Annotated in this window: 23 protein-coding genes; 14 read left to right on the plus strand and 9 right to left on the minus strand. The window is 71.0% G+C overall.

Annotated features, from left to right (window positions below):
* Positions 1-428 precede the first annotated feature (428 nt).
* From O5O46_RS29030 to O5O46_RS29050, 5 genes are all read left to right on the plus strand, one after another.
* Positions 429-1424: a DUF1611 domain-containing protein gene (locus O5O46_RS29030; RefSeq protein ID WP_269858584.1), complete on the plus strand. Its 996-nt coding sequence runs from the start codon at positions 429-431 to the stop codon at positions 1422-1424.
* A complete protein-coding gene (locus O5O46_RS29035; protein ID WP_269858585.1) occupies positions 1424-2506 on the plus strand; it encodes a hypothetical protein in 1083 nt (360 codons plus the stop codon). The genes O5O46_RS29030 and O5O46_RS29035 overlap by 1 nt, the downstream gene beginning before the upstream one ends.
* Positions 2503-4305, plus strand: a complete 1803-nt coding sequence (locus O5O46_RS29040; RefSeq protein WP_269858586.1) for an ABC transporter ATP-binding protein — start codon at positions 2503-2505, stop codon at positions 4303-4305. The genes O5O46_RS29035 and O5O46_RS29040 overlap by 4 nt, the downstream gene beginning before the upstream one ends.
* A gap of 123 nt (positions 4306-4428) precedes the next feature.
* On the plus strand, positions 4429-4836 hold the full coding sequence (locus tag O5O46_RS29045; RefSeq protein ID WP_269858587.1) for a hypothetical protein: 408 nt from the start codon (positions 4429-4431) through the stop codon (positions 4834-4836).
* A 133-nt stretch (positions 4837-4969) separates the two neighbouring features.
* Positions 4970-6676, plus strand: a complete 1707-nt coding sequence (locus O5O46_RS29050) for a thiamine pyrophosphate-binding protein (RefSeq protein WP_269858588.1) — start codon at positions 4970-4972, stop codon at positions 6674-6676.
* A gap of 7 nt (positions 6677-6683) precedes the next feature.
* On the opposite strand, the gene O5O46_RS29055 is transcribed toward O5O46_RS29050, so the two are convergent.
* Entirely contained in the window at positions 6684-7214 is a 531-nt protein-coding gene (locus O5O46_RS29055) for a hypothetical protein (protein ID WP_269858589.1), read from the minus strand.
* A 359-nt stretch (positions 7215-7573) separates the two neighbouring features.
* Between O5O46_RS29055 and O5O46_RS29060 the strand changes: the two genes are divergently transcribed.
* From O5O46_RS29060 to O5O46_RS29075, 4 genes are all read left to right on the plus strand, one after another.
* Positions 7574-8386 carry a ScbR family autoregulator-binding transcription factor gene (locus tag O5O46_RS29060; protein WP_269858590.1) on the plus strand — a complete coding sequence of 271 codons (813 nt, stop codon included), beginning with the start codon at positions 7574-7576 and terminating at the stop codon, positions 8384-8386.
* A gap of 385 nt (positions 8387-8771) precedes the next feature.
* Positions 8772-9011 carry a chaplin gene (locus O5O46_RS29065; protein WP_269858591.1) on the plus strand — a complete coding sequence of 80 codons (240 nt, stop codon included), beginning with the start codon at positions 8772-8774 and terminating at the stop codon, positions 9009-9011.
* A gap of 305 nt (positions 9012-9316) precedes the next feature.
* On the plus strand, positions 9317-9742 hold the full coding sequence (locus tag O5O46_RS29070; protein WP_269858592.1) for a RidA family protein: 426 nt from the start codon (positions 9317-9319) through the stop codon (positions 9740-9742).
* A gap of 36 nt (positions 9743-9778) precedes the next feature.
* Positions 9779-11089 (plus strand): FUSC family protein, encoded by a 1311-nt coding sequence (locus O5O46_RS29075; RefSeq protein WP_269858593.1) that lies wholly within the window; start codon positions 9779-9781, stop codon positions 11087-11089.
* A 13-nt stretch (positions 11090-11102) separates the two neighbouring features.
* On the opposite strand, the gene O5O46_RS29080 is transcribed toward O5O46_RS29075, so the two are convergent.
* The 3 genes from O5O46_RS29080 to O5O46_RS29090 form a co-directional block, all read right to left on the minus strand.
* The gene (locus O5O46_RS29080) at positions 11103-11399 is read right to left on the minus strand and encodes a hypothetical protein (protein WP_269858594.1); all 297 of its coding nucleotides are present in this window, start codon (positions 11397-11399) and stop codon (positions 11103-11105) included.
* A gap of 63 nt (positions 11400-11462) precedes the next feature.
* On the minus strand, positions 11463-13079 hold the full coding sequence (locus tag O5O46_RS29085) for an LCP family protein (protein ID WP_269858595.1): 1617 nt from the start codon (positions 13077-13079) through the stop codon (positions 11463-11465).
* Entirely contained in the window at positions 13072-13650 is a 579-nt protein-coding gene (locus tag O5O46_RS29090; protein ID WP_269858596.1) for a DUF6542 domain-containing protein, read from the minus strand. The genes O5O46_RS29085 and O5O46_RS29090 overlap by 8 nt, the downstream gene beginning before the upstream one ends.
* A gap of 269 nt (positions 13651-13919) precedes the next feature.
* Here O5O46_RS29090 and O5O46_RS29095 point away from each other — a divergent pair, with 269 nt between their 5' ends.
* The 3 genes from O5O46_RS29095 to O5O46_RS29105 all read left to right on the plus strand — a co-directional run bounded on the left by O5O46_RS29095 (position 13920) and on the right by O5O46_RS29105 (position 17685).
* Complete coding sequence (locus O5O46_RS29095; RefSeq protein WP_269858624.1) at positions 13920-14213, plus strand: ArsR/SmtB family transcription factor; 294 nt, start codon at positions 13920-13922, stop codon at positions 14211-14213.
* Between the two features lie 193 nt (positions 14214-14406).
* Positions 14407-16089 (plus strand): LCP family protein, encoded by a 1683-nt coding sequence (locus tag O5O46_RS29100; RefSeq protein WP_269858597.1) that lies wholly within the window; start codon positions 14407-14409, stop codon positions 16087-16089.
* 345 nt (positions 16090-16434) lie between these two features.
* Complete coding sequence (locus tag O5O46_RS29105) at positions 16435-17685, plus strand: S53 family peptidase (protein ID WP_269858598.1); 1251 nt, start codon at positions 16435-16437, stop codon at positions 17683-17685.
* A gap of 73 nt (positions 17686-17758) precedes the next feature.
* Here the strand turns inward: O5O46_RS29105 and O5O46_RS29110 are convergent, their stop codons facing one another.
* The 4 genes from O5O46_RS29110 to O5O46_RS29125 all read right to left on the minus strand — a co-directional run bounded on the left by O5O46_RS29110 (position 17759) and on the right by O5O46_RS29125 (position 20711).
* Positions 17759-17926 carry a hypothetical protein gene (locus O5O46_RS29110; RefSeq protein ID WP_269858599.1) on the minus strand — a complete coding sequence of 56 codons (168 nt, stop codon included), beginning with the start codon at positions 17924-17926 and terminating at the stop codon, positions 17759-17761.
* Between the two features lie 22 nt (positions 17927-17948).
* Complete coding sequence (locus O5O46_RS29115) at positions 17949-18305, minus strand: PRC-barrel domain-containing protein (protein ID WP_269858600.1); 357 nt, start codon at positions 18303-18305, stop codon at positions 17949-17951.
* A 158-nt stretch (positions 18306-18463) separates the two neighbouring features.
* A complete protein-coding gene (locus O5O46_RS29120) occupies positions 18464-18949 on the minus strand; it encodes a MarR family winged helix-turn-helix transcriptional regulator (protein WP_269858601.1) in 486 nt (161 codons plus the stop codon).
* Positions 18950-18992: 43 nt separating this feature from the next.
* Positions 18993-20711, minus strand: a complete 1719-nt coding sequence (locus O5O46_RS29125; protein ID WP_269858602.1) for an MFS transporter — start codon at positions 20709-20711, stop codon at positions 18993-18995.
* Between the two features lie 150 nt (positions 20712-20861).
* On the opposite strand from O5O46_RS29125, the gene O5O46_RS29130 reads away from it, so the two are divergent.
* A complete protein-coding gene (locus O5O46_RS29130; protein ID WP_269858603.1) occupies positions 20862-22313 on the plus strand; it encodes a lipase maturation factor family protein in 1452 nt (483 codons plus the stop codon).
* Between the two features lie 82 nt (positions 22314-22395).
* Positions 22396-23355 carry a N(4)-(beta-N-acetylglucosaminyl)-L-asparaginase gene (locus tag O5O46_RS29135; RefSeq protein ID WP_269858604.1) on the plus strand — a complete coding sequence of 320 codons (960 nt, stop codon included), beginning with the start codon at positions 22396-22398 and terminating at the stop codon, positions 23353-23355.
* Here the strand turns inward: O5O46_RS29135 and O5O46_RS29140 are convergent.
* Complete coding sequence (locus O5O46_RS29140) at positions 23283-23963, minus strand: SMI1/KNR4 family protein (protein WP_269858605.1); 681 nt, start codon at positions 23961-23963, stop codon at positions 23283-23285. The two genes, O5O46_RS29135 and O5O46_RS29140, sit on opposite strands and share 73 nt — an antisense overlap.
* Positions 23964-23969 lie beyond the last annotated feature (6 nt).

Consider the following 23969-nt stretch of genomic DNA (forward strand, 5'->3'; position numbering starts at 1 on the left):
TTTCCCCCCATCCCCATGACTTCGATCCCACCCGAACTGCCGTGCGGCGTCGCCCTCATGGCCGAAGCGCGCAGCCACTCCGGCGACCAGCGAGGTATCCGATCCGGCGTCAGGAGCACACCCGCCACCCCGTCAGAATCCTGGAAAACCGGGGGCGGTTACCCAGCTGGCCTACCGGACTGGCGCGCCGGATTGCGAGGCCAACGGGAAGGAATCACGATGATAGTGCTGATAGTACTGATGGCAGTGCCGCAGATTTCCACCAGCCCGATTCCGGCGTAGCCGCAATGACCGTGCAAAACGCCCCAGTTACCGGCAAGGCCGCGACAGCTGCGGCTTTCAAATCTACGAAAGGCTCCTCGCCGGTCGAGGCTTTGGGCCTATTGGGAGTACCGATGAGGGACTTGTCCACGGCGAAATGGAGTCATGTGACCCGCCGCATCACCGACATGAGAAGGTGTCGGCTCGGCGGGCTGTGCTCACCGCCACAGCTGGGCGACCTGGTGGTGGCGGAGGTCACCCGGGTGGGCGGCCATGAGCGGCTGGAGGACGCCCACGGCCGCGGTGTGCGACTGCACAAGGGTGACCTGGTGGTCGGCGCGTGCGGCAACCGGTACGCGACCGACTTCTACGAGGGCTACCACCGCCCCGGCCCCCGCGCCCACCTGCTCACCGCGGGCGGCGTGATCGGCACCGCGGTCTCCTGGCACACCAGCTGCCAGGCGCCCACCGAGCTGGAGATCGTGGGCGCGCTCACCAACGAGGACAGCCTGCCGCTGTCCCTGGAGCACTTCGCCAGACCGCGCCCCCCGTCGCCGGTCGCGGCGCCGGGGAACGGCCCGCACGCCATCGCCGTGGTGGGCTCCTCGATGAACTCCGGCAAGACCACCACCGCCGCCGGGCTGATCAGCGGCTGGTCCCGCGCCGGACTGGTGGCGGGCGCCGCCAAGGTGACCGGCTCCGGGAGCGGCAAGGACCGCTGGACGTACCTCGACGCGGGAGCGGCCCATGTGGTCGACTTCCTGGACTTCGGGATGTCCTCCACCTTCGGCTACCCCACCGACCGGCTCCGCTCCACGATGCTCACCATGCGGGACACCCTGGTGCACGACGGGGCGAACGCCATCGTGCTGGAGATCGCGGACGGACTGCTGCAGGATGAGACCCGGCTGCTGACCGCCTCGCTGTCCGAGGTGTGCCAAGGCACGGTGCTCGCGGTGGGTGACGCGCTCGCCGCCCACGCCGGAGTCGAGTTGCTCCGGTCGACGGACGTGCCGGTACTGGCCGTCAGCGGTCTGGTGACGGCCAGCCCGCTGGCCGCCCGGGAGGCCGCCGCCGTCACCGGTCTACCGGTGCTGTCCCCGGCCCAGCTCGCCGAAGGGGCGGCGCTCGATCTGCTGGCCGACCACGCCCTCGCACAGTGATGCGGGCCGCCGTTTACCTGCCGGACGGCGGCGTCGGGCCGGGCCGGTTGGCTGAGGTGGAACTGGCGGCCCAGATCGCCGGGCCCGCCGAACTCGCGCTGGCCGAGGTGACGGTGTGCGACGAGCGCGGTGGCGAGCCGCTGCACCGCCCCGACCTGGTGTACGAGCCAGCGGCGGGCGGCGGCCCGCTGGCCGGCGCGGAGGCGGAACGGCAGGCGCGGGCGTTCGGCCTCACCAACGCCGCGTACCACGCCCAGCGCGCTCTGCGCTTCGCCGCCGACCTGCTGGGGGAACCGCTGCCGCACCTGGTGGTACGGGTCGGCGCCCACGCCTCCCCCAGCCGCTGGGGCGGCGGCCACTACCGGCTGCCCGGGGACGTCAGCCCGCCCGAGCCGTACCCGGTGGCACCGACCGGTGAGGTCCACCTCGGTGGCGGACGCGCCTTCGTCCCGGGTACCGGGGCACCGTACTTCAACGCCCCGGCGCACAACGCGGCCATCGTGTACCACGAGGTGGGCCACCACATCTGCCGGCACACCGCCGACTTCCGGGCGAACCGGCTGCGCCCGCCGGACGACCAGCACAGCGGCAAGGTCGCCCTGGACGAGGGCACCGCGGACTTCCTGACCGCGGTGCTGCTGGGCACCCCGGACATCTACGGCTGGCACCGCAGGCACATCCCGCAGTGGGATCCGCGGCGCCGCCGACTCGACGCCCGCTGGACCATGGCCTTCCTACGGCCCAGGTCCAGCGGGCACGCGCACGCCAACGGCACGATCTGGGCCTCGGCCCTGTGGACCGCGCGCTGCCGGGTGCTGGCGGACGGCGGCGACGGCGAACGCTTCGACCGGATGCTGCTGCGCGCACTGTCCGGGCTCGGCAGCTCCGAAGGGGCGGTGGCGGACGAGCAGGACCGGCGCAACCGCTTCTCCGAACTGCTGCGCGAACTGCTCGCCGCCGACGCCGCGCTCGCCCCGGCGGTCCGCGCCGCCATGGCCGACCACGGCATCCACCCCGAGGGCGGCAACGCCGAGTTGCGGGCCCGGATGAGAGGCACATCCACTCCGGCGGTGACGACATGAGCGGCACCTACAAGACCGAACGCGCACTATGGCGATTCCGCGGCTATGGCACTCCGTATATGCGGATACTTTCGTTGGGATTCGGTCTGCGCATCTGCGAGATGACCGCGGACCTGGCGACACCGTGGCCGGTCGCCGCGGTCATCGACCGGGTACTCGGAATGAGTTCCTCGCACAATCCGCTCAGTTCGCTGCTGGATCTGTTCGGCACCGGGAAAACCGCGATGCTGACCACCGCCGCCGCTTCCGTGGTGCTGCTGGCCGTGGTGTCCGGGGCGTTCGACTACGCGGGCGACCGGGTGATGAACGGTACCGGCGAACGCATCAGCGTGGCGATCCGCGCGGACGCGTACGCCCATCTCCAGCGGTTGCCGATGAGCTACCACGACCGGCAGGCGGTGGGCGAGTCGACGAGCAGGATCATCACCGACTGCGGCCGGATCAAGGACAGCCTGGTGGCGCTGTTCTCCACCCTGTTCCCGGGGCTGCTGTCCATCGCCAGCTTCGCCGTCGCCCTGCTGCTGCTCGACTGGCGGTTCGGCCTGATCGGCCTGGGCTGCATTCCGCTGGTGCTCGTCACCGGGGCACGCATCCGCCGGCTGGGCCACCGGGCGGCGCGACGGCAGCGGGAGGCCGAGGGACGGCTGGCCGGACTGGTCACCGAGTCCCTGCGCGGCATCAGGACCGTGCACTCCTTCGGCCGGCAGGACCTGCACGACCAGCACTTCGCGGCGGAGAGCGACGGCACCCTGCGGGCGGGCCTGGACGCCACTGACATCCAGGCCCGTCGGGTGCCGCTGCTGGAAGTGGCGACGGCGGTCGGTACCGCGTCCCTGCTGTGGGTCGGCGGAACGGGTGTGACGCACGGCTGGTGGAGCGTGGGCCATCTGGTGGTGGCGCTCAGCTATCTGGCCGGGATGATCAACCCCATCCGGTCGCTGTCGAAGCTGTCCATCACCTTCAGCCAGGGGCAGGCCTCCGCCGAGCGGATCATCTCGATCCTGGACGAGCCTCGCCCGTCCGGCGGCAGCGGCAAGAACCTGCCCGCCCGCGCCCTGGGCCGGATCGAGTTCAGCGGCGTCACGATGGCCTACGGACGGCGGCCCGCCCTGCGCCGGCTCGACCTGACCGTCGAACCCGGCGAACGGGTGGCGCTCACCGGCCCCAACGGGGTGGGCAAGTCCACCGCGCTGGCCCTGATCGCCGGTCTGTACCGGCCGACCCGAGGCGCGGTGCGCATCGACGGCCACGCCACCAGTGAGCTGCCGGAACGCTGGCTGCACCGCCAGGTCGCGGTGGTGCTCCAGGACACCTTCCTGTTCTCCGGCACCCTGGCGGACAACATCCGCTACTCCCGGCCCGACGCCTCCCCCCGCGAGGTGGCCGAGGCCGCCGAGGCCGCGCTGGTCACCGACTTCGCCCAGGCGCTCCCCGACGGGCTGCAGACCCGGCTCGGCGACGGCGGCACCGGGCTGTCCGGCGGGCAACGGCAGCGGGTGGGCATCGCCCGGGCGCTGCTCGCCGACGCGCCGATCGTGCTGCTGGACGAGCCGACCTCCGGGCTGGACGTGGAAGCCGAGCGGCTGGTCGTGGCCGCGCTGCGCCGACTGGTCACCGACCGGACCGTGGTGATGACCACCCACCGGCCCGCGCTGCTGCGGATGGCGACCCGCGAGGTCCGGCTGACCCCGACGGACGGCGCGCGCCGCAAGACGCCCCCGGGTGTCCCCCTGGGCGGCGGCCCGCTGCTGACCGACCCGCGCGACCCCGTCAACGTGCGGCCGGCGGAGGGTGGTTGAGCCACGCCGTCGTGGGTGGGGGCGACGGGCGGCGCCCGGTACCCGTTGATCGACTTGCCGTCCCCGCCGCACGGGTGTCGCCTGAATGGAGGGGTCCCCGGCGCGGGGAAATGGAGGTCCGCCATGAGCACGACGCATCCCGTGCAGCCGGCGCGGCACGGCAGGCCGCACCAGCGCGTCACACAGCGCCACCGCTCGGGCTGGGTGGTGCCCGCCGTCCTCGGATTCGCCTTCGGCGCCTACGCCCTCTTCCTTGAGCAGGCCAACGGCGTCGACGCCGGCATCGCGGCGCTACGCGGGCTGGTCGCCGCGGTCGTGCTGGGGGCGGTCTGCTTCGTGATCGGCAGGCGGCAGCACTGGATGCAGGCGGAGAGCCAGGCGGCCGCCTACGGGGTGGTCTTCGGCATGGCGATGGGCTATCTGCTCAACCTCAGCGGCTGGTCGCTGCTCAGGTCCTGCCTGCTGGGGCTGGTCTTCGGCCTCGCCATGGCCGCCGGCACCTTCTACTTCTCCTACATGCGGCGGCACTGAACGCAACCGCGCGGGCGGGTGCGGGCGTGTTCGCGGATACCAGGGCTTCCGGCGGTAACCACCGCCAACTACCGCCGAAACCCTGGTCGTTGACGTCGCACGACCGAACACGAGTACCACGGGGGGACCACAGATGACGAGGCATCAGCCTGCCCTGGAGCCGCCCGCCCGGCTCCTGGTCGACCTGCTGCGGGACGAGGGAGTCGACCGGATCTTCGGCAACCCGGGCACCACGGAGCTTCCGCTGATCAGGGAGGTGGCCGCGGCGGGCGACCTGCCGTACGTGCTCGCTCTGCAGGAGCACTCCGCGGTGTCCATGGCGGACGGCTACGCGCGTGGCACCGGCCGGATCTCCTTCGTCAGCCTGCACGCGGCGGGCGGCCTGGCCAACGGATCGATCGGGATGCTCAACGCACTGCGCTCGCGGACCCCCATGGTGGTGCTCGCCTGCCAGCAGGACCAGCGCCACCTCGCCCAGGGCCCGATGCTCACCGGCGACCTGGTGGCGATGGCTGCGCCGGTAGCCCACTGCGCCGAGCAGGTGCACCGCGCCGAGGACCTGCCGGTGGTGATGCGCCGGGCGTTTCGCCGGGCCCGTACCGCGCCGAGCGGACCGGTGTTCGTCTCCATCCCCACCGATGTGCTCTCCGTTCCGGCCCGGCTGGTACTGCCGCCGCGCTCCCCGCTGCCCGAGCTGGGCGCGGCGCCCGAGGCGGCACGGGCGGCGCAGGTGCTGACCGCGGCCCGACGGCCCGCGATCGTCGCCGGCGATCTGGTCGGACAGAGCGGCGCCGACACCGAACTTCGCGAACTCGCCGAGGAGTTGGGTGCCGCCGTCTATCCGCAGCCGATGTTCGACGCGGTCAACGCCGACTCGGAGCACCCGCTCACCGCCTGGCCGCTGCCGCCGGACAACGCCGCCATCCACCGCGTGCTGGCGGAGCACGACATCGTGTTCTTCGCCGGGGTCACCATCCGCCCGCACCACTTCCGGCCGCAGAGCGCGGTGCCGGAGGAGGTGGTGCTGGTCCAGTTGGACACCGATCCTGCGCAGATAGCGCGGAACCATCCGGTCGAGGTCGGCATGGTGGGCGCGATGCGGCCGACGCTCGCCGCGATCACCGCCGAGGTGCGCTCCCGCCGTACACCGGAGTCCGCCGCCGAGGCGGTACGGCGAGCCGCGCGCACCGGTGAACGGCTGGTCGCCCAGCGGCTGGCCTGGCGGGAGGAGTCCCGCGCGGCGGCCTGCGCGGCACCGATGCGGCCCACGGCAGCGGTACAGGCGGTCGCCGACGCGCTACCGGAGTCGGCGGTGGTGGTGGAGGAGGCGGTCAGCTCCGGCCCCGCACTGTGGCGGGCGCTGCGCATCAGACGGCCCGGCGACTACCACCACACCGTCGGCGGCGGGCTCGGCTGGGGCATCGGCGCGGCGGTCGGCCTGCAACTCGCCCATCCGGCACGGCCGGTGGTGGCGGTGGTGGGCGACGGCTCGGCGATGTTCGGCGTGCAGGGGCTGTGGAGCGCGGCCGCCCAGCGGACGCCGGTGGTCGTGGTGGTGCTCAACAACGCGGAGTACCGGGCGGTCCGGGAACCCGCGGATCCCGCGGAGGCGGCCGGGTATCCGGGCATCGACCTGGTGCGTCCCGCGGTGCGCTGGCCGCTGCTGGCGCGCTCGTTGGGACTGGACGCGGTACGGGTCCGGCACACCGCGCGGATCGGCCCAGCGATCCGGGACGCCCTGAACGCGGGGCGCCCCACGGTGATCGAGGTGCCGATCCTCGGCTCGGCCGCCGAACACCGCGCGGCGCACACCGAAGCACCCGGCTGGGTGGGAGTGTGAGCGGCGGTCACGCCGCCGCGCGCTGCTCCCGCTGTCCCTTCGCCAGCAGGTCGTAGAGCGCCTCCGGTGTGACATAGCCGGGCCAGCGGTTGTCGTTGAACAGGTGCACGCCCGCGTCCTGGTAGCACTGGTCGACCAGTTGGGAGCAGATCATGTGCCGGGTCGAGGCCACGTACCGGCGCAGTCCCGGTATCGGCAGCCGGAACCTGTGCGAGGCGATCGCCGCGTAGTCCAGGAAGCTGTACGGCACGCCGACGTAACGCGCGGCGGCCGTGCAGATCGCCGCCCGCTGGCCGTCGGTCAGCTCCGGCGGGTAGGCGTAGAGCGTGCGCTTGCCGGAGTACTCCTCCAGCGAGGCCATCCGCGCCCCACCCGGCTCGGCCTGGAGCAGGCGGCCGTCGGGCAGGACCAGGAAGGCGTGTTCGTAGTCGGCGAACCCGTTGCCGTTCAGCCACTGCCCGATGCGGATGAGCGTGCCTGCGGAGCCTGGGATTTGGGTGAGCCCGATGTCACCGGGCAGGGGATCGGTGTGTATCACGGCGACGTCTCCTCAGCGTTGAGGTCGACGAGCCCGTCGGTGGGCGAGATCCGCGGACCGACATGGCGATTCCTGATTCAACCAGTGTGGCAGGCTACGGGCGATATGACGATGCCTCAGCGGCACCGGATCTGGGTCGGCTTCGGCAGCTGATCCCGTGTTGGCCATGGATGTTGCCACTGTGGCTGAAGATCCGTACTTGCCGGAGGCGTTCACGGACCGACACCATGCCCAGACAGCAGGGCCACCAGACAGGACAACCACACAAGCACCGCCGCGGGCCGGACAGCGTGGCCCCCGGTCGGCGGAACGGTCGAACCGGGATCGGGATGACAGGGGCAAGGCGCGCGGGGGACGGGATGGGGCAGCAGGACCGGGCCGCGAGGACCCGCCGGGTGATCGTGGAGACGGCGGCGGCCGTCTTCGACGAACTGGGCTACGACGGGGCGAGCACCACCGAGATCCTCGCCAGATGCGGACTCACCAGAGGCGCCCTGTACTTCCACTTCCCGTCCAAGGAGGCCATCGCCCAGGCGGTGGTGGCCGCACGGGCGGAGGTGCTGGTCCCGCCGGAGCGCGCGGTGAGGCTCCAGGCGGCGATCGACCTCACCCTGCGCTTCGCGGACCGGCTCCAGCATGACGCGGTGCTCCGCGCGGCGGTACGGCTGACGACGGGCCAGTCCTCGTTCACGCGGCCGGACACGCTGCCGTACCGCTCCTCCGCGGACGTCATCCGCGGGCTGTTACGGGAGGCCGCGGAGGGCGGCGAACTGCTCGCCACGGTGGAGCCGGGCGAGGTCGCACAGCTCATCGTCGGGTCGTTCGCCGGGATCCAACTGCTCTCCCAGGTCTACGAGGAGCGGCGGGACCTGACATCCCGGGTGACGAAGATGTGGAAGTACCTGCTTCCGGGACTCGCGGTGCCGGGCCTGCTGCCCCGGCTGGTGTTATCCCTCCCGCAGGGCACGGATCCGCACGGCACGGATCCGCACGGTGCGCGGCTGGCTGACGGGTCGTGCCGGGTGCCCGCGGCCCCTCCGGTCGGCGCCTCCGCGCCGCCCGTGTGCCGCGCCGCCTCCTCTCCGGCAGTCGCCCGGGTACCGCATCCACGGATGCGGCGCGCCGACGACGTGGCGGGCGGCCGACGGCCACGCCGTGGACCCGCGGTGTGACGGGTTGGCCTGGGGTTTCCCCCGGTAGTCGCCCAGACAGGTGATCACGGAGTCCAGGGCGTTGCCCATCAGACCCGGGGATCGTTCACCGGTAGTAGTACTCGCACGTGGGTGCACGCTTACGGCCGTACCCAATTGGGTTTGGGGAATCGATTCTTCAGACCTTAGGCCCGGCGACCTTCCGCCATTCCTCCCGGCAGGTCGCCGTACGCGGGCCGGGCAGACGCAGGCGACGGCGTCCGCCCGGCCCTCATCCGTGTCGCAACGCCCGCGAAATTAGGCACTCCGGGTGCACTCCGGTGGCAAATGGCACGAAATACTACTTATCTGCCTTTTCATTGGGTATTACGGACTCCGTTCCACCACCTGAATGAGGAGGACGAAAATGAAGCGACTCATCAAGGCCACCGCGCTGGCCGCGGCCTCGTGTGCGGCGGTCATCGGCGCCGCGGGCGCCGCCGCCGCCCACGGCGGCGCGAGCGCGAGCGGTAGCGCCGCAAACTCCCCCGGCCTGCTCTCCGGCAACGTGATCCAGGTACCGATCAACCTCCCGATCAACGTGTGCGGCAACTCGATCGACGTCATCGGGCTGCTGAACCCGGCCGCGGGCAACGTCTGCAAGTAGGCGCCGCCAGGCGGCCCCGGGCCGTGCGCCTCGCCCGTCGGCACGACCCTCCGCGGAGCCGTTGGCAGACCGGTTCTGAGGAGGCTTCAGGCGTACCGACGCGATGGAGCCGGTCCGGCGGCCGCCGCGCTTGCGGCGCCGGGAACGGTTCACGACGGGCCCCGACCACCATCAGGTCGGGGCCCGTCCGCCGTTCGGCGGCCGGGTGCCGGAACCGGACCGGCCGGGGTCTTCCCCGACCGACCGGTCAACGGATAGATGTACGGAGCGATCACATCCGGCACCGACGGCGGGAGGACGGCGACATGGGCGCGAGCGCGAACGGTACACGTGGTGGGTTGGAGCGGATCAATCCGCCGCAGTTGTCGCCCAGCACCGGTTTCAGCCACGCGGTGCGCGCGGCCGGTGGCACGCTGGTCTTCCTGGCGGGCCAGACGGCGCTCTCCGCCCAGGGGGCGATCGTCGGCGACGGGATCGTGGCGCAGTTCGAGCTGGCGCTGGACAATCTGCTCTCCGCGCTGCGGGCGGGCGGTGGCGAGCCGGATCAGCTGGCCAAGCTGACCGTCTACTGCGTCGACATCGAGGACTACCGGGCGCACGCCGCGGATCTGGGACGGGTCTGGCACCGGCTGGTCGGCCGCGACTACCCGGCGATGGCGGTCATCGGCGTCTCCCGGCTGTGGGACCGCGAGGCGCTGGTCGAGCTGGAGGCGATAGCCGTAGTCCCGTGATGTGACATCAGACTTCCGTTCCGCTGACACCATTTGATGGTTCTGCGACTGTTTCTGCACCGTTTCACCCCGGTGGCCTACGCGTACGGTGTCCGGGCCGCACCCGGCGGGGATAGCTGCAAGGTGCCCGCCGTCCCCACTCCGCTCGTCGGCCTCATCAGGCTGCGCAACGAACCCGTCGTCGTGCAGATGCTGCGGTCCACGGCCGCCGCCGTCATCAGCTACATCGCCGCCGTACGGCTGTCGAACAACCCGTCCCCGCTCACCGCCCCGCTCACCGCGCTGCTGGTCGTCCAGGTCACCCTCTACACCACGCTGACCACCGGCATCCGCCGGGTGGGCAGCGTGGTGGCCGGGGTGCTGATCGCGGTGGCGTTCAGCGCGCTGTTCGGGCTGACCTGGTGGAGCCTCGGTCTGATCATCCTGGCCTCGCTGCTCATCGGCCATCTGATCCGGGTGGACGAGTTCGTCGCGGAGGTCGCGATCAGCGGCATGCTGATCCTCGGGGTCTCCACTCCGCAGAGCGAGGCGCTGGACCGGGTGCTGGAGACGGTGATCGGCGCCGTGATCGGGGTGCTGCTCAACCTGTTGGTCGCCCCACCGGTCTTCGTACAGCCCGCGGGTGAGGCGGTGGCCGAACTGGCTGAACGGATCCGGCAGTTCCTGCTGCGCATCGCTGCCGAACTGGGCGCGGGTGCCACCTCCGAGCAGACCATCGCCTGGCTGCACGACGCACGGCGACTGGACAACGACATCGCCCGGTTCGACGAGTTCCTCCGCAGGGCGGAGGAGAGCACGCGGCTCAATCCCCGGGTCCGCCAGGGCGCGATGGCGCGGCTGATCCTGCGCAGCGGCCTGGACACCCTTGAGGTGTGCGTCGTCGTACTGCGCACGCTGTGCCGCTCCCTGAGCGATCTGTCGATGGAGCGCAGTCAGCAGGAATCGGTGTACGAGGATGAGTTGTCGGCCGAACTTGACCACTTGTTGACCCATATCGCCGATGCTGTGCACAGTTTCGGCCAACTGATCAGCGCCCAGGTCACCGCGGGCGCCGAGCGCGCGGAGGCCGAGCTGGAGCAGGCGCTACACGACGCACGCGAGGACCGGGACCACATCGCCGCGCTGCTGCGCGCCGAGGCGCAACAGCACTGGGAGCGCTGGCAACTGCACGGAGCGCTCATCGCCAGCATCGACCGGCTACTGGACGAGCTCGACGTGGAGAAGCGATCCCAGTGGCTGGCAAGCCAGTTGGCCAGGACCGTACCGGCCGAGTCGGCGCTCGGTCACCGGCTGCGCCGTGGCGCCCGTACCACAAGGGGCCGGTTGCGGCGGCCTTTCAAGAGATGACCGGCCGCCCGGGTCATCCGGCGTCGCGGTCCAAGAACCGGGCCGTGATCCAGGCGGCACCGCGTTCGGCCAGCATCCGGCGGCGTCGGCGCCGTGAACCGGAGGCCGGCGTGGGCGGCGTGCGCTCGGGCGGCAGCAGCGCCAGGACGGTGAGGCGTCGGCCCGCCTTGGCCAACCCGGCCAGCAGGCGGACGCGTTGACGCGGCTGGGTGGTGCGTAACAGCGCGGCGTACAGGCCCTCTATCTCGGCCACGGCCGCACCGATGCGCAGATTGACCTCCCGCCGCTGTCGTATCTCCCCCTGCGGCATGCTGGGCGACCGTCCTTTCCTTCTTCTCTCGTCTCGGGTTCGCTGCTGGTGGTACGTACGGGCCTAGTCCACGCAGGGAATGCCGCCCATCCTGACCGTCTGGCCCTGGAAGACCGAGGCCGGCACAGGGTCAGGGGCGTTGCGCACCGCGGAGCGGTCGGTGGTCTCGGCCTCGTGCGGCGGCTTGTCGTCGGACTCCGAGGTGTCCGCGGCCCTCGGGGTGAACCCGGTGCCGAGGGTCACCACGACACGCCCCGCCGGTACGGCGGTGCTGGCCAGCGGCGCCGCCGCCCCCACCTCCGCCGCGATCTGCCGGGCCGCCTCCTGGACACCGGCGCCGTAGACCACCGTCGTCGTGGCGTGCGCGGGGGCGTTGCTGACGACGCCCGCGACATACCCCAGCGCGGTCAGCGCCTTCGACTCCGCCGCGGCGGCACCGCCGACCCCCGAGCCGTTGCGTACGTCGACCACCGCCGGTGGGCCGTGCTCGGGAGCCCGGTGCGCACCGTCGGCGGCCGTGTCCGAGCCGATCATCCGGCCGACGATGGACCGGATCTCCCGTGGATCGACGAGGTTGACCGATTCCCCGCCGCGCTCCGCGAACCCCGCGATCGGCAGGGTGTGGAACTCGACGTTCCCACCGGTGAGGTTGGGCGCCTGCTGGGCGAAGTCCAGTACGTTCCAGCTGCTGTCGATGACCAGGTCCTTCCGCACCACGTCCAGCAGCCCCTGCATCTTGCCGAGGTCGCCGAAGATCCCCTGGGCCTTGAGCTTGTGGGTGACGGAGGACAGGAACGCCTGCTGCCGGTGGGTACGGTCCAGATCACCGCCGGTCAGGCCGTGCCGCTGCCGTACGAAGGCGAGCGCCTGCCGGGGGTTGAGGTCCTGGTAGCCGGCCGGGAAGTCGGCGCCGGAGTAGTGGTCGTGGACCGGATGCTTGAGGCACACCTGGACCGGCTGCAGCACCTTGGCGATGTCGTAGAAGCCGAGCAGGTTGACCTCCGCGAAGTGGTCGATCGGCACGCCGAGGAACTGCTGCACGGTGGCCAAGGTGGCCTCCCTGCCGACCTCGCGGCTCTGGTGCTCCAGGTCGGCGCCGCTGACACCCTGGGCGGCCAGCCTGTTCTCGGCGGCGGCCTTGGCCAGCCCGTAGGCCTCCTTCATCTTGTGCATCCCGCCGGGGGTGCCGTCGCCGCTGAGCACCTCGACGTAGTCGTCCCGGGGCACGGAGAAGGCGGTGACCTTGCCGCCGTTGGCCGGGATGTGCATCAGGATCAAGGTGTTGGTGTTGTAGCCGCCGATGTCGCTGGATCCGGCGTGCAGTTCGGCCTCGACGAACTGCTTGGGCAGGTCGTTGCCGTCCATGTCCTTGCGGCTGTCCAGGCCGATCAGCAGCAGGTTGACCGAGTTGTCCAGGTGCGCGGGCGCCCGACCGCGCACCGCGTCCAGCGCGTCGGAGGTGTTCAGCCCGCCGGTCAGATAGTGGTACGCGGCCCACGCCATGCCGCTGGCCACCAGCACCAGCGCCGAGGCGCAGCACATGACGACCCGGCACAGCACGGTCAGCGCCGACGGCGACCCCGGCCGCTGCCGTTTGCGGCCCGCGGCGGCCCGCTGGGAGATCCGTCGCGTGGCGTGTCCGCCCGAATTCGCCCGATCCGCGCCGTACCGCTCAGGCACTCCCGGCCCTCCCAGCACCCCGGGTCCGTACGTACCGGACCAGCAGCACCGCCAGCACGGCCGCCTCCGCCGCCGCCATGGCAGGGAACGCGTCAACGCCCCAGCGCACCGCGCCGGTGGTCAGCCCCTTGCCACCCCGGAACGCCGCCGGGCCGTACAGCAGCTCCGCGCCGACCGTCACCAACGCCACCACCAGCGGTGGCGCCGGAACCAGCCACCACAGCGCCGACCGGGGGCAGGAGGCCGCACCGACCCCGCCCGCGGCGACCGCCGTGAGCAGAAAGGCCCAGCCCAGCCGCGCGCCGAGTGCCTCGTCCAGCGCCGCCCCCATCACCGGCAGCGCCAGCAGCAGCATCACGCCCCGGGCGGGAGCGGCATGCCGCTCCCCTCTGCGGGCTCTGGCCGCCGCGCCGCGCGCGGCGCGGCTCCGTGCGGCGACCGCACCGACCCGTGACCGGCTCACCGCCTGCTGCGGCACCCACCGCGCCGAGAGCGGCTCGGCTTCCGGCCCGTTCCCGTCCTGCCACCGCTCCGCGTTCTCCCCCAAGGCATCGGCTGGGCGGCCCGCCATACGCAATCCCTCAATCGATCGGCCGGGCTGTCCGTCCCGGCAGCGTGCTGGGCTTGCCCTATGGGCAGGGCAAGGCGACCCGGCTACGGTCGTGACACCTCTCGCAACGGATCGCTACTTGCTTAGTTGCGCAATGTAGCAACTTATTCGGCTACTCTGGAGCCACCCGACGACCGTGGCGGGTACATGGCCGCGTACCTTGACGAGGGCGGGGTCCGGGGCAGGTTGCGGCACCGGCTGCGAGACGCGGGGATCCCCCGGCGCAGGCTCTGCACCTGGCGGCGGCCACGTTCGCACTCTTGTCGTCTCCGATGCGTCCGCACATCGTGTGGGCCCTCGCCCATCGGGAAAACGATGTCTCGCAGCCGGCCCGGCGGGTGGGCGGCACGCCGCAGGCGGTCAGTCAGCATCTGGCAAAACTCAAGCTGGCGGGCGTGGTCCAGGCCCGCGGACAGGCCCGCCTCAGCGTGTACCGGGCGGTCGGCCCGCACCTCGTCACCGCCGCCACGCTCATGCCGGAACGGCTCACACAGGACGTCGCGCCAGCCACGCTAGGTGCTTGACGTAACGTATCGCCCCAGCCCAGGGACGGTTCGACGGCACAGCGAGGCTTTCTGGATTGCGCAACTGCGCAACCTGTGTTCGACCTCGTTCGTCTACCCGGCCAGGGATGCACCGCGACGCGCGCCTGTCCCATCGTGCCGTCGCCTGGTAACCAATGCCGGATGACCCGGCTTGACCGCGTGAGGGTGACGCATGACTGACGCAACGGACAACACGGATGCCTCCGTGGCGAACGGCGAGGCCTCAGTGAGCGAGCGCGGTGTCCGGGACGACTCGGCGACCGGTGGCGGCAGAAGGGCCAAGCGGCGGGCCCGGCGCAAGCGCCGCGTCGGGCGCACCGTGGCGATCACCGCCTCGGTACTGGTGCTGGTGACGGCGGGCGGGGTCGCCGTGCTCTACGAGCACCTCAACGGCAACATCAAGGGCGTGCCGCTGTTCGGCGGCACCAGCGGGGACGCGGGCAAGGAGAAAGCGGATGCGTTCGGCCGCACGCCGATCAACATCCTGGTGCTCGGCTCCGACGGCCGGAACAACGCCGCGGACTGCAAGCTGGGCGGCGACTGCGGCAGCGGCGGCGGGCAGAACGCGGACGTGGAGATGGTGGTCCACGTCTCGGCGGACCGTTCCAACGCGACCGTGATGAGCGTGCCGCGCGACACCATGACCAACCTGCCCGCCTGCAAGGATCCACAGAACGGCACGGTGATGTCCGCGCACCGGGACCAGATAAACAGCACCCTGCAGTACGGGCCCGGGTGCACGGTGGCGGCCGTGCACCAGCTCACCGGGATACCCATCGACCACTTCATGATGATCGACTTCCAGGGTGTGGTGAACATGTCGGACGCCGTGGGCGGCGTTCCGGTGTGCGTCGACAACAACGTCTACGACCCGTACTCACACCTGAAGCTGGCCAAGGGCACCCACACGCTCAAGGGCGTGTCCGCGCTGGAGTTCGTCCGCTCGCGGCACGGCTTCGGCGACGGCAGCGACCTCGGGCGCACCTACGGCCAGCACATATACCTGTCGTCCATGATCCGCACGCTCAAGAGCGCGGGCACGCTGACCAACCCCGGCGCGCTGTACGGGCTGGCCGACGCGGCGACCAAGGCGCTCACCGTGGACAATGGCCTGGACAGCATCCCCAAGCTGCTCGGCTTGGCCGACGACCTCAACAAGGTGCCGTCCAACCGCATCACGTTCACCACGATGCAGAACATCCCGGACCCGCAGGACGACTCACGGGTACTGGTGTCCCCCGCCGCGCAGAACCTGTTCGACACGATCGCCAACGACCAGTCGCTGACCACCGGTAGCGGCGACAAGTCCTCGGCCGCCGCCGCGGCGACCTCGACCGCGACCGCCTCGCCCTCCCCCTCGGCCAGCAGCGTGCCGGACTCCCAGATAGCCGTGGCGGTGGAGAACGGCAGCGGAGCCACCGGCCGGGCCGCTGACGTGGCAACCTCCCTGGTGGACAAGGGCTTCAGCCCGTCCACCAGTTCCGCGAACGCCCCTTCCGCCGCGTCGGCCACCACTCTGCGCTACCCCGCGGGCAAGCAGGCGGAGGCCCAGACGGTGGCTCGGGCGCTGCATCTGCCCGCCGCGCATCTGAAGCAGGACGACTCCGTCTCCGACGTGACCCTGGTCCTCGGCACCGACTGGACCACCGGTGACCTCTACCCCGCCCCGCCCAGCTCGACCCCGGTTCCGGCCGACACCAAGGCGGCGACCGACAACGCGCACGCCGAGACCGCCGACCAGTCCAAGTCCTGCGCCCAGGTGAGCACGTTCAAGACGGTGACCGTCAACGGCGTTGCCATGTCGCCGATCCAGGCCTTCGCCGACAGTCCCGACGTCCCTGTCTCCGCCCCTTGATCCCGGGCCGGGGCGGCTTCCCAGCGGCACCGTCCATCTCTCAACCACCAGTGCTCACCTGGCCATAAGCGGGGGTTCACCGCCCTCGGCTACGTCAACTCCCTTGTGGCCAGGGAGCATGTCGGCTACTTTGCTCCTCGTTAGACACCACTTTGCGGGGTGGCAGGCAGTTGGATGTCATGGTCATGACTATCTTCCCCCTGACTGCCGTCGCCCCGCATCTGCCGAGACCCTTTCGCGCAGCGCACTTCACGCTCCATTTCCCTGCACCGGGACTCGTACGACGGCGCCACCCCACACCGACGCCGCCGTGGGTCGTCCCAACCCCCACTGGAGGGCTGTTCCTTGCGCACCTTCTCCTCTGCGTTGTCCAGACGCCCGATCCGCCAGGCCGCCGCCGCATCCCTCTCAGCCGCGGCGCTGATCGCGGCGGGCCTGGCCACCGCGGCTCCGGCGGGCGCCGCGGTCGCGACCCCGGCCGCTCACCACCCCCACGTCAAGCGGCTGTGCTCAGCCCCCACCAAGCCCGGCATGATGGCCTGCAACGCGTTCATGCGGACCGACATCATGCAGCACCACTCGCTCAGCCCGAACGCCACCCCCTCCGGCTACGGGCCGTCCGACCTGCTCAGCGCCTACAACCTGCCCGCCAACGGCGGCGCCGGTGCGACGATCGCCATCGTCGACGCGCAGGACGACCCCAACGCCGAAGCGGACATGGCCACTTACCGCCAGCAGTACGGGCTGCCGGAGTGTTCCACCGCCAACGGCTGCTTCAGCAAGGTCGCCCAGGACGGCAGCACCAACTACCCTTCGGCCGACTCCGGTTGGGCCGGTGAGATATCCCTCGACCTCGACATGGTCTCGGCGATCGCGCCCAACGCGCACATCATCCTGGTCGAGGCGAACTCGGCGAGCATGAGCGACCTGGGCACCTCGGTCAACGAGGCGGTCAGCCTCGGCGCCGGGTACGTCTCCAACAGCTACGGCGGCTCCGAGGACCCCTCGGACACCCAGGCCGACAGCGACTACTTCAACCACCCCGGCGTCGTGATCACCGCCAGCGCGGGTGACAGCGGCTACGGCGTGGAGTACCCGGCGGCCTCGCCGAACGTCACCGCGGTCGGCGGCACCTCGCTCACCCAGGACTCCAGCTCCCGCGGCTGGTCCGAGAGCGTCTGGGGCTCCAGCGCGGGCGGCGAGGGCACCGGCTCCGGCTGCTCCACCGTCGAGACCAAGCCGAGCTGGCAGACCGACACCGGCTGCTCCAACCGTACGGTCGCCGACGTCTCCGCGGTCGCCGACCCGGCCACCGGTGTGGCGGTCTACGACACCTACCAGGCCAGCGGATGGAACGTCTACGGCGGCACCAGCGCCTCGTCGCCGATCATCGCCAGCGTCTACGCCCTGGCGGGCACCCCGTCCTCGGGCAGCAACCCCGCCTCGTTCCCCTACAACAACACCTCCGCGTTGAACGACGTGACCTCGGGCTCCAACGGAAGCTGCGACCCGTCGTACCTGTGCAACGCGGGCCAGGGCTACGACGGCCCGACCGGGCTCGGCACGCCGAACGGCACCGCCGCCTTCACCGGCTGACGCCCACCCGTAAAGCACACCGGGCCCCCGCCGCTGCGCAACGCGCGGCCGGGGCCCGGTGCCACGTCCGCGGTCAGCGCAGGGAGCGGCGGCGCCTGGAGCGCATCCGGGTGCGCAGGTAGACAAGATCGACCAGGAACACGATCACGCCGATGACCAGCAGGTAGAACAGTCCCTTGATCACGGCGCCGATGATGCCCAGCACGATCGCCAGAATGACGATCAGCAGGAACAGTGCCATCCCATCCTCCTTCCGCGCCCGGTCACCGGCGGGCCAGCCGGCGTTCGCCACCGGAGCCGGTCTGGTACGCCAGTTCGTAGTGGGCGAACACCGCCGCCTCCTGAGCGGCCAGCAGTTCGCCGTCGGTCCCGATCCACGGCGCGTCCTTCACCTGTGCCTTGGGATACCTGACCTGGAGGTACGACGGCCCGACCGTGGCCCCGCCCAGGGGTACGAAGACCAGGCGGCGCCGGGTGGGGATGCCGATCGTCACCGTGGCGAACGCGGGCTGGTCGGTGGCCGTGTCCACATAGACCGACTCCAGGAAGCCGATCTTCTTGCCCTGGTCGTCGACCACGTCGTGGCCGCGCCACTCCCGGATGTCGCCGGCCTCGAACATCGCTGTGCTCCCCATCTGCGTCACCGCACGGGCGGGGCGCCGGGGCATATCCCCGCATTCCGCCCTGTTTGCTTCTCCTACTGTGCACCGCTACCCGAAGCCACGCCCCTTCAGCGAGCAGGCGGGTACGGGCGTCGCGCCTCGGGCAGCCGAACGGGCTACTCGGGCTCGTCGGTGAGCGCCTCCAGCACCGGGATCGCCGCGTACAGGGCCGCGCACTGCTCGGCGGTGAGCCCGCCGATGCGCGCCGCCAGCATCTCCGAGCGCTCCCGGCGGATCTCGGCCAGCACCTCGCGGCCGTGCGCGGTGACCTCGATCAGCCAGGAGCGGCCGTCCTGCGGATCCGGGGCCTTGCCGACCAGACCGGCCGCCGTGAGCGGGGCCAGGGTCCTGGTCATCGAGGAGGCCGCCACCCGTTCGCGGGCCGCCAACTCACCCAGGCGCAGCGGACCGTGCTGTTCCACCCTGGCCAGCGCGGACAACTGGGCGAACGTAAGGCCCTGCCCACTGGACGCCTGAACCATCTGCCGGTGGATGCGGGCGATCGCCAGACGCAGCCGGGAGACCGTCGCAGGATCGATTCCGCCCAGTGCGTTCTGATCGGTCGCCTTGGGACCGGTCGCCTTGGAGTCGGTCGTGTCCACCGCGCCCCTCCTCGGAGCCTTGACCGGGCGCGGGCCCGCCTGGTCAGCGGATACGCGCCGTCGCGGAGTGTTGTTCGCTCACCGTATCCGTACCCTCGGCGCCCTCCGCCCGACCGCGCACCAGCGAGGCCAGCGCGGCCACCAGGGACATCGCGATCGCCAGGCAGAAGACCACCACCAGGCCGTCGTGGAACGGACCCGATATCAGGTGCGGAAAGAACTGACGCCCCGTCAATACTGCGGCGTGGCCCGGCGGTAGCTGCCCCAGCACATGCGCTCCGAGCAGTTGCTGGACCGGGTTGTACCCCAGGAACGCGGCGAACAGCGTACCGACCGGAGGCAGCGCGGCGATGGCATGCGCCGCCTGGGTCGGCACCCCCTGCGCGGTGAGGCCGCCGGTCAGCGCGGTGGGAAGCGAGCCCGACAGCCCGGCCACCATCAGGGAGAAGAAGACACCGATGGACAGCACCATCCCGGCGTTCTGGAACGTGGCCCGCATGCCGGAGGCGGCGCCACGGGCCTCCGCGGGCACGCTCGACATGATCATCGACGTGTTGGGCGCGGAGAACAGGCCGCTGCCCAGCCCGTTGAGGAACACCAGCAGCGCGAAGGGCAGGTAGCCGAAGTCGGTGGGCAGCAGCAGGAGCCCGCCGAACGAGAGCGCGATCACCACCAGCCCGCCCGCCGCGAACGGCCGCGGGCCGAAACGGTCCGACAGGTGCCCGGCGATCGGCCCCGCCGCCAGGAAGCCGACGGTCAGCGGTATCAGGTATATGCCCGCCCACAGTGGTGTGTCGGCGTAGTCGTAACCGTGCAGCGGCAGCCAGATGCCCTGCAGCCAGACGATCAGCATGAACTGCAGTCCACCGCGGGCTATCGCCCCGAGCAGGGTTCCGGCGCTGCCGCCCGCGAAGGCGGCGTTGCGGAACAGCCGCAGCGGGAACATCGGCTCCGCGGACCTGGCCTCGATCACACAGAACAGCGCCAGCACCACGGTCCCGCCGATCAGACCGGCCAGTACCCATGGGTTCGTCCAGCCCATGGTGGATCCGCCGTAGGGCTGGATGCCGTAGGTGATGGCGGCGAGCAGCGCCGTGAGGCCGACGGCGAAGGTGATGTTGCCCCACCAGTCGATCCGTGCCCGGCCGCGGATCCCGGTGTCGTGCAGCAAGCGGTACGCCCACACGGTGCCGAGCAGGCCGATCGGCACGTTGACCCAGAAGATGGAGCGCCAGTTCCACTCGGCGAGCAGCCCGCCCAGCAGCAGGCCGATGAACGAGCCGGAGATGCCGGCGACCACGTTGACGCCCAGCGCCATGCCGCGCTGGGAGACCGGGAAGGCGTCGGTGATGATCGCCGCGGAGTTGGCCATCAGCATCGAACCGCCGACCGCCTGCGCGACCCGCCAGCCGATCAGCCACAGCGCCCCGGCGCCGCCGTGCAGCGGGTCGAGCGCGAGCACCACCGAGGTAAGGGTGAAGATCAGGAATCCGGCGTTGTAGATCCTCACCCGGCCGAAGATGTCACCCAGGCGGCCCAATGTGACCACCAGGACCGCGGTGACCAGCATGTAGCCCATGAGCATCCACAGCAGATAGCTGATGTTGCCCGGCTGGAGCGGGTCGAGGCGCAGTCCGTTGAAGATCGCGGGGAGCGAGATCAGCACGATGGAGCTGTTGATCATCGCGATCAGCGTGCCGAGGGTGGTGTTGGAGAGCACCACCCACTTGGCGCCGAGGTGGTCCTGGGCGGTCCAACGCATGTGCGCCTCCCGCGCGGACTCGGGTGGCGGCGCCTTATCTGGAGGCCTGCGCTCGCGTGCCCCGGAGTCACAAATAGTTAGCCGACGTAAAACAACTATGCGCCCGTGTCTGGGTGTGCGCAAGGGCGCGGGTTGTTCACACAATGGGACATGCAGTGGTTCACCGCGCCGGGGTACTGGCTGACCCGGCTGGTCGTCCAACGGTCGTTGGCCGCGCTGTACTTGGTGGCGTTCCTGGTGGCGGCCAACCAGTTCCGGGCGCTGCTCGGCGAGCGCGGACTGCTGCCGATTCCGCGGTTCCTGACCTGGGCGCCGTTCCGCCGTGCGCCCAGCCTGTTCCACCTGCACTACTCGGATCGCTTCTTCGCCCTCACCGCCTGGACCGGCGCGGTGGTGTCGGCCGCGATCATGGTGGGAGCGGCGGATCTCGTACCGCTGTGGGCCGCCATGCTGATGTGGCTGCTGCTCTGGGCGCTTTATCTGTCGATCGTCAACGTCGGGCAGCTCTGGTACGGCTTCGGCTGGGAGTCGCTGCTGCTCGAAGCGGGCGCCCTGGCGGTCTTCCTGGGCAACGCCCGCACCGGCCCGCCGGTGCTGGTGCTGTGGCTGTTCCGCTGGCTGGTGTTCCGGGTCGAGTTCGGCGCGGGCCTGATCAAGCTGCGCGGCGACCCGTGCTGGCGCGATCTGACCTGCCTGTACTACCACCATGAGACGCAGCCCATGCCGGGCCCGCTGAGCTGGTTCTTCCACCATCTGCCCAAGCCGCTGCACCGTGTCGAGGTGGGTGCCAACCATGTCGCCCAACTCGTGGTGCCGGTGGCACTGTTCACCCCGCAGCCCACCGCCAGCGTGGCCGCGGGGCTGGTCATCGTCACCCAGTTGTGGCTGGTGGCCTCCGGAAACTTCGCCTGGCTGAACTGGCTGACGATCGTCCTCGCGCTCGCCGCGGTGGACGGCTCGCGCGCCGCGGACGTACTGGGGCTGCCCAAGCCGCCCCCGCAGCCCGCCGCCCCCCTGTGGTTCGAGGTCCTGGTGCTCGCCTTCGTCACGGGGGTGGCCGTCCTCAGCTACTGGCCCGCACGCAACCTCTTCTCGCGCGGCCAGGTCATGAACTACTCGTTCAACCGGTTCCATCTGGTCAACGCCTACGGCGCGTTCGGCAGCATCAACCGGATCCGCACCGAGATCGTGGTCGAGGGCACCGACGAGCCGGAGATCACCCCCGACACGGTGTGGCGCGAGTACGGCTTCAAGGGGAAGCCGGGCGACCCGAAGCGGCTGCCACGCCAGTGGGCGCCCTACCATCTGCGGCTCGACTGGCTGATGTGGTTCGCCGGGATGTCGTCCATCTACGCCGAGTCGTGGTTCCTGCCGTTCGCCGCCAAGCTGCTGCACAACGACCGGCCCACCCTCAAGCTGCTGCGGGACAACCCGTTCCCCGGCTCCCCGCCGACCCATGTCCGCGCCCGCCTGTACGAATACCGCTTCACCAACTGGCGGGAGTTGCGGCGCACCGGCGCGTGGTGGGAGCGCACGCTCATCCGCGAGTACCTGCCGCCGGTCACGCTGCGCAACCTCACTTCCGACGTGTATCACCCGTAAGCCAGCAAGGCGTTCTGGAACGGACAGGGTGCGCGGTGCCAGACTGCGCCCGAGCACCTGCACGTCCTACGTACGGAGGGCCATGGCGAACGCAGTCATCATCGGGAGCGAGCGCAGCGAGGTCGGCCTGCCAGCGGGGATGGACGTGCTACGGCGCGGTGGCTCCGCCCCGGACGCGGTGGAGGCCGCTATGCACCACTGCGAGGACAATCCGAACGACCATTACGTGGGCACTGCCGGACTCCCCAACGCCCAGGGTGTGGTGGAGCTGGACGCGTCGATGATGCTCGGCTCCACCCGGCGGTTCGGGGCGGTGGCGGCGCTGCGCGACTATCCGCACCCCATCTCGGTCGCCCGGGCGGTACTTGAGCAACTGCCGCAGCACTGCCTGCTGGTGGGCGAGGGGGCCGCGCTGTTCGCCCGCGAATGCGGCTTCGAGAAGGCCGAGTTGATCACCGAGAAGTCCCGGACCATGTGGCGCGAGCAGGTCGCGTGGTCCACCGCGTCGATCGAGGGAGAGAACACCGCGGCGCTCCCCGGGGACCACCACTACCGCGCCAACGCGGTGGAGTTGATCCGCCGGCTGGCACCGCACGCCGAGCCGTGGGGCACCATCAACATCATCGCCCTGGACTCCTCCGGCGAGATGTGCGTGGGCGTCTCGACCTCCGGTTTCCCCTACAAGTACCCGGGGCGGGTGGGCGATTCGGCGGTGCCGGGCGCGGGCAACTGGTGTGATCTGCGGGCGGGCGGTGCCGCCTGCACCGGACGCGGTGAGCTGGCGATGCGTGGCGGCACCGCCCGTACCGTGGTGGACCTGCTGGCCGCCGGGCACGATCCCGGCGAGGCCTGCCAGACCGCGCTACGGGACGCGGCCACGCTGCCCGACGCGTTCCGCTCCGAGCTGCGGGCGCTGGCCCTCACCCCGGACGGCCGGCACGGCGGCGCGGCTGGACAGCCGGGCAGCACCTATATGGTGATGACCGCCTCCTCTACCGAGCCCGAGGCGCATCCGCGCAGGTCGCTGACCGATCCGTGCTGAGCCGCCGCCCCGCGCGCTCTCGCCGGCGCGCCCCACGGGCGCGGCTGCGTCGGGGCGGCGGCACGGTCCGCCTCGGCCCAGGGGTCGTCCGCATCGGGATCGCTGTACCAGCCGGTGCCGTCGAGGGAGGTCTCCAGCCAGTCGGCCAGGCTGTCGGAGTCGACGAACCAGGCGTCCGCCCAGTCGTCCTGGACCGCGTTGGGCTCGAACAGCAGCACGGTGCCCCGCGGGCTGCGGCAGTCCACGCAGGCGAGCATGCCGCACCCCCAGGTCAGGACCGGCACCACGCCCTCCGGCCAGAACCAGTCCCGGTCCCGGAGGTTGGGTGCCCGGCGGTCCCGGTAGGCGGCGGTGAGGGGTCCCGCCGTCTCACTCGACCGGTCGTCAGCGAGCGCTGACAGCCGGAACAGTCCGTACCCCGGCCCGAAGCCGCCGTCGGCCACCTCCCGGTACAGCCGGTCCAGCAGTGGGTGCAGCGGGAACCCCAGTATCCGCACGGCCGCCGCCAACTCCCCCTCGGACACCGGCGGTCGTAGCGGGGCACAGCGCTCCCTGGCGCGGGCGGTCACCCGGGCCAGGAGCCGGTCGTGGCGCGGCGGAGTCTCCATGCCGCC

This window comes from Streptomyces sp. RPT161 (assembly GCF_027533845.1).
Lineage (GTDB): Bacteria > Actinomycetota > Actinomycetes > Streptomycetales > Streptomycetaceae > Streptantibioticus_A > Streptantibioticus_A silvisoli_A.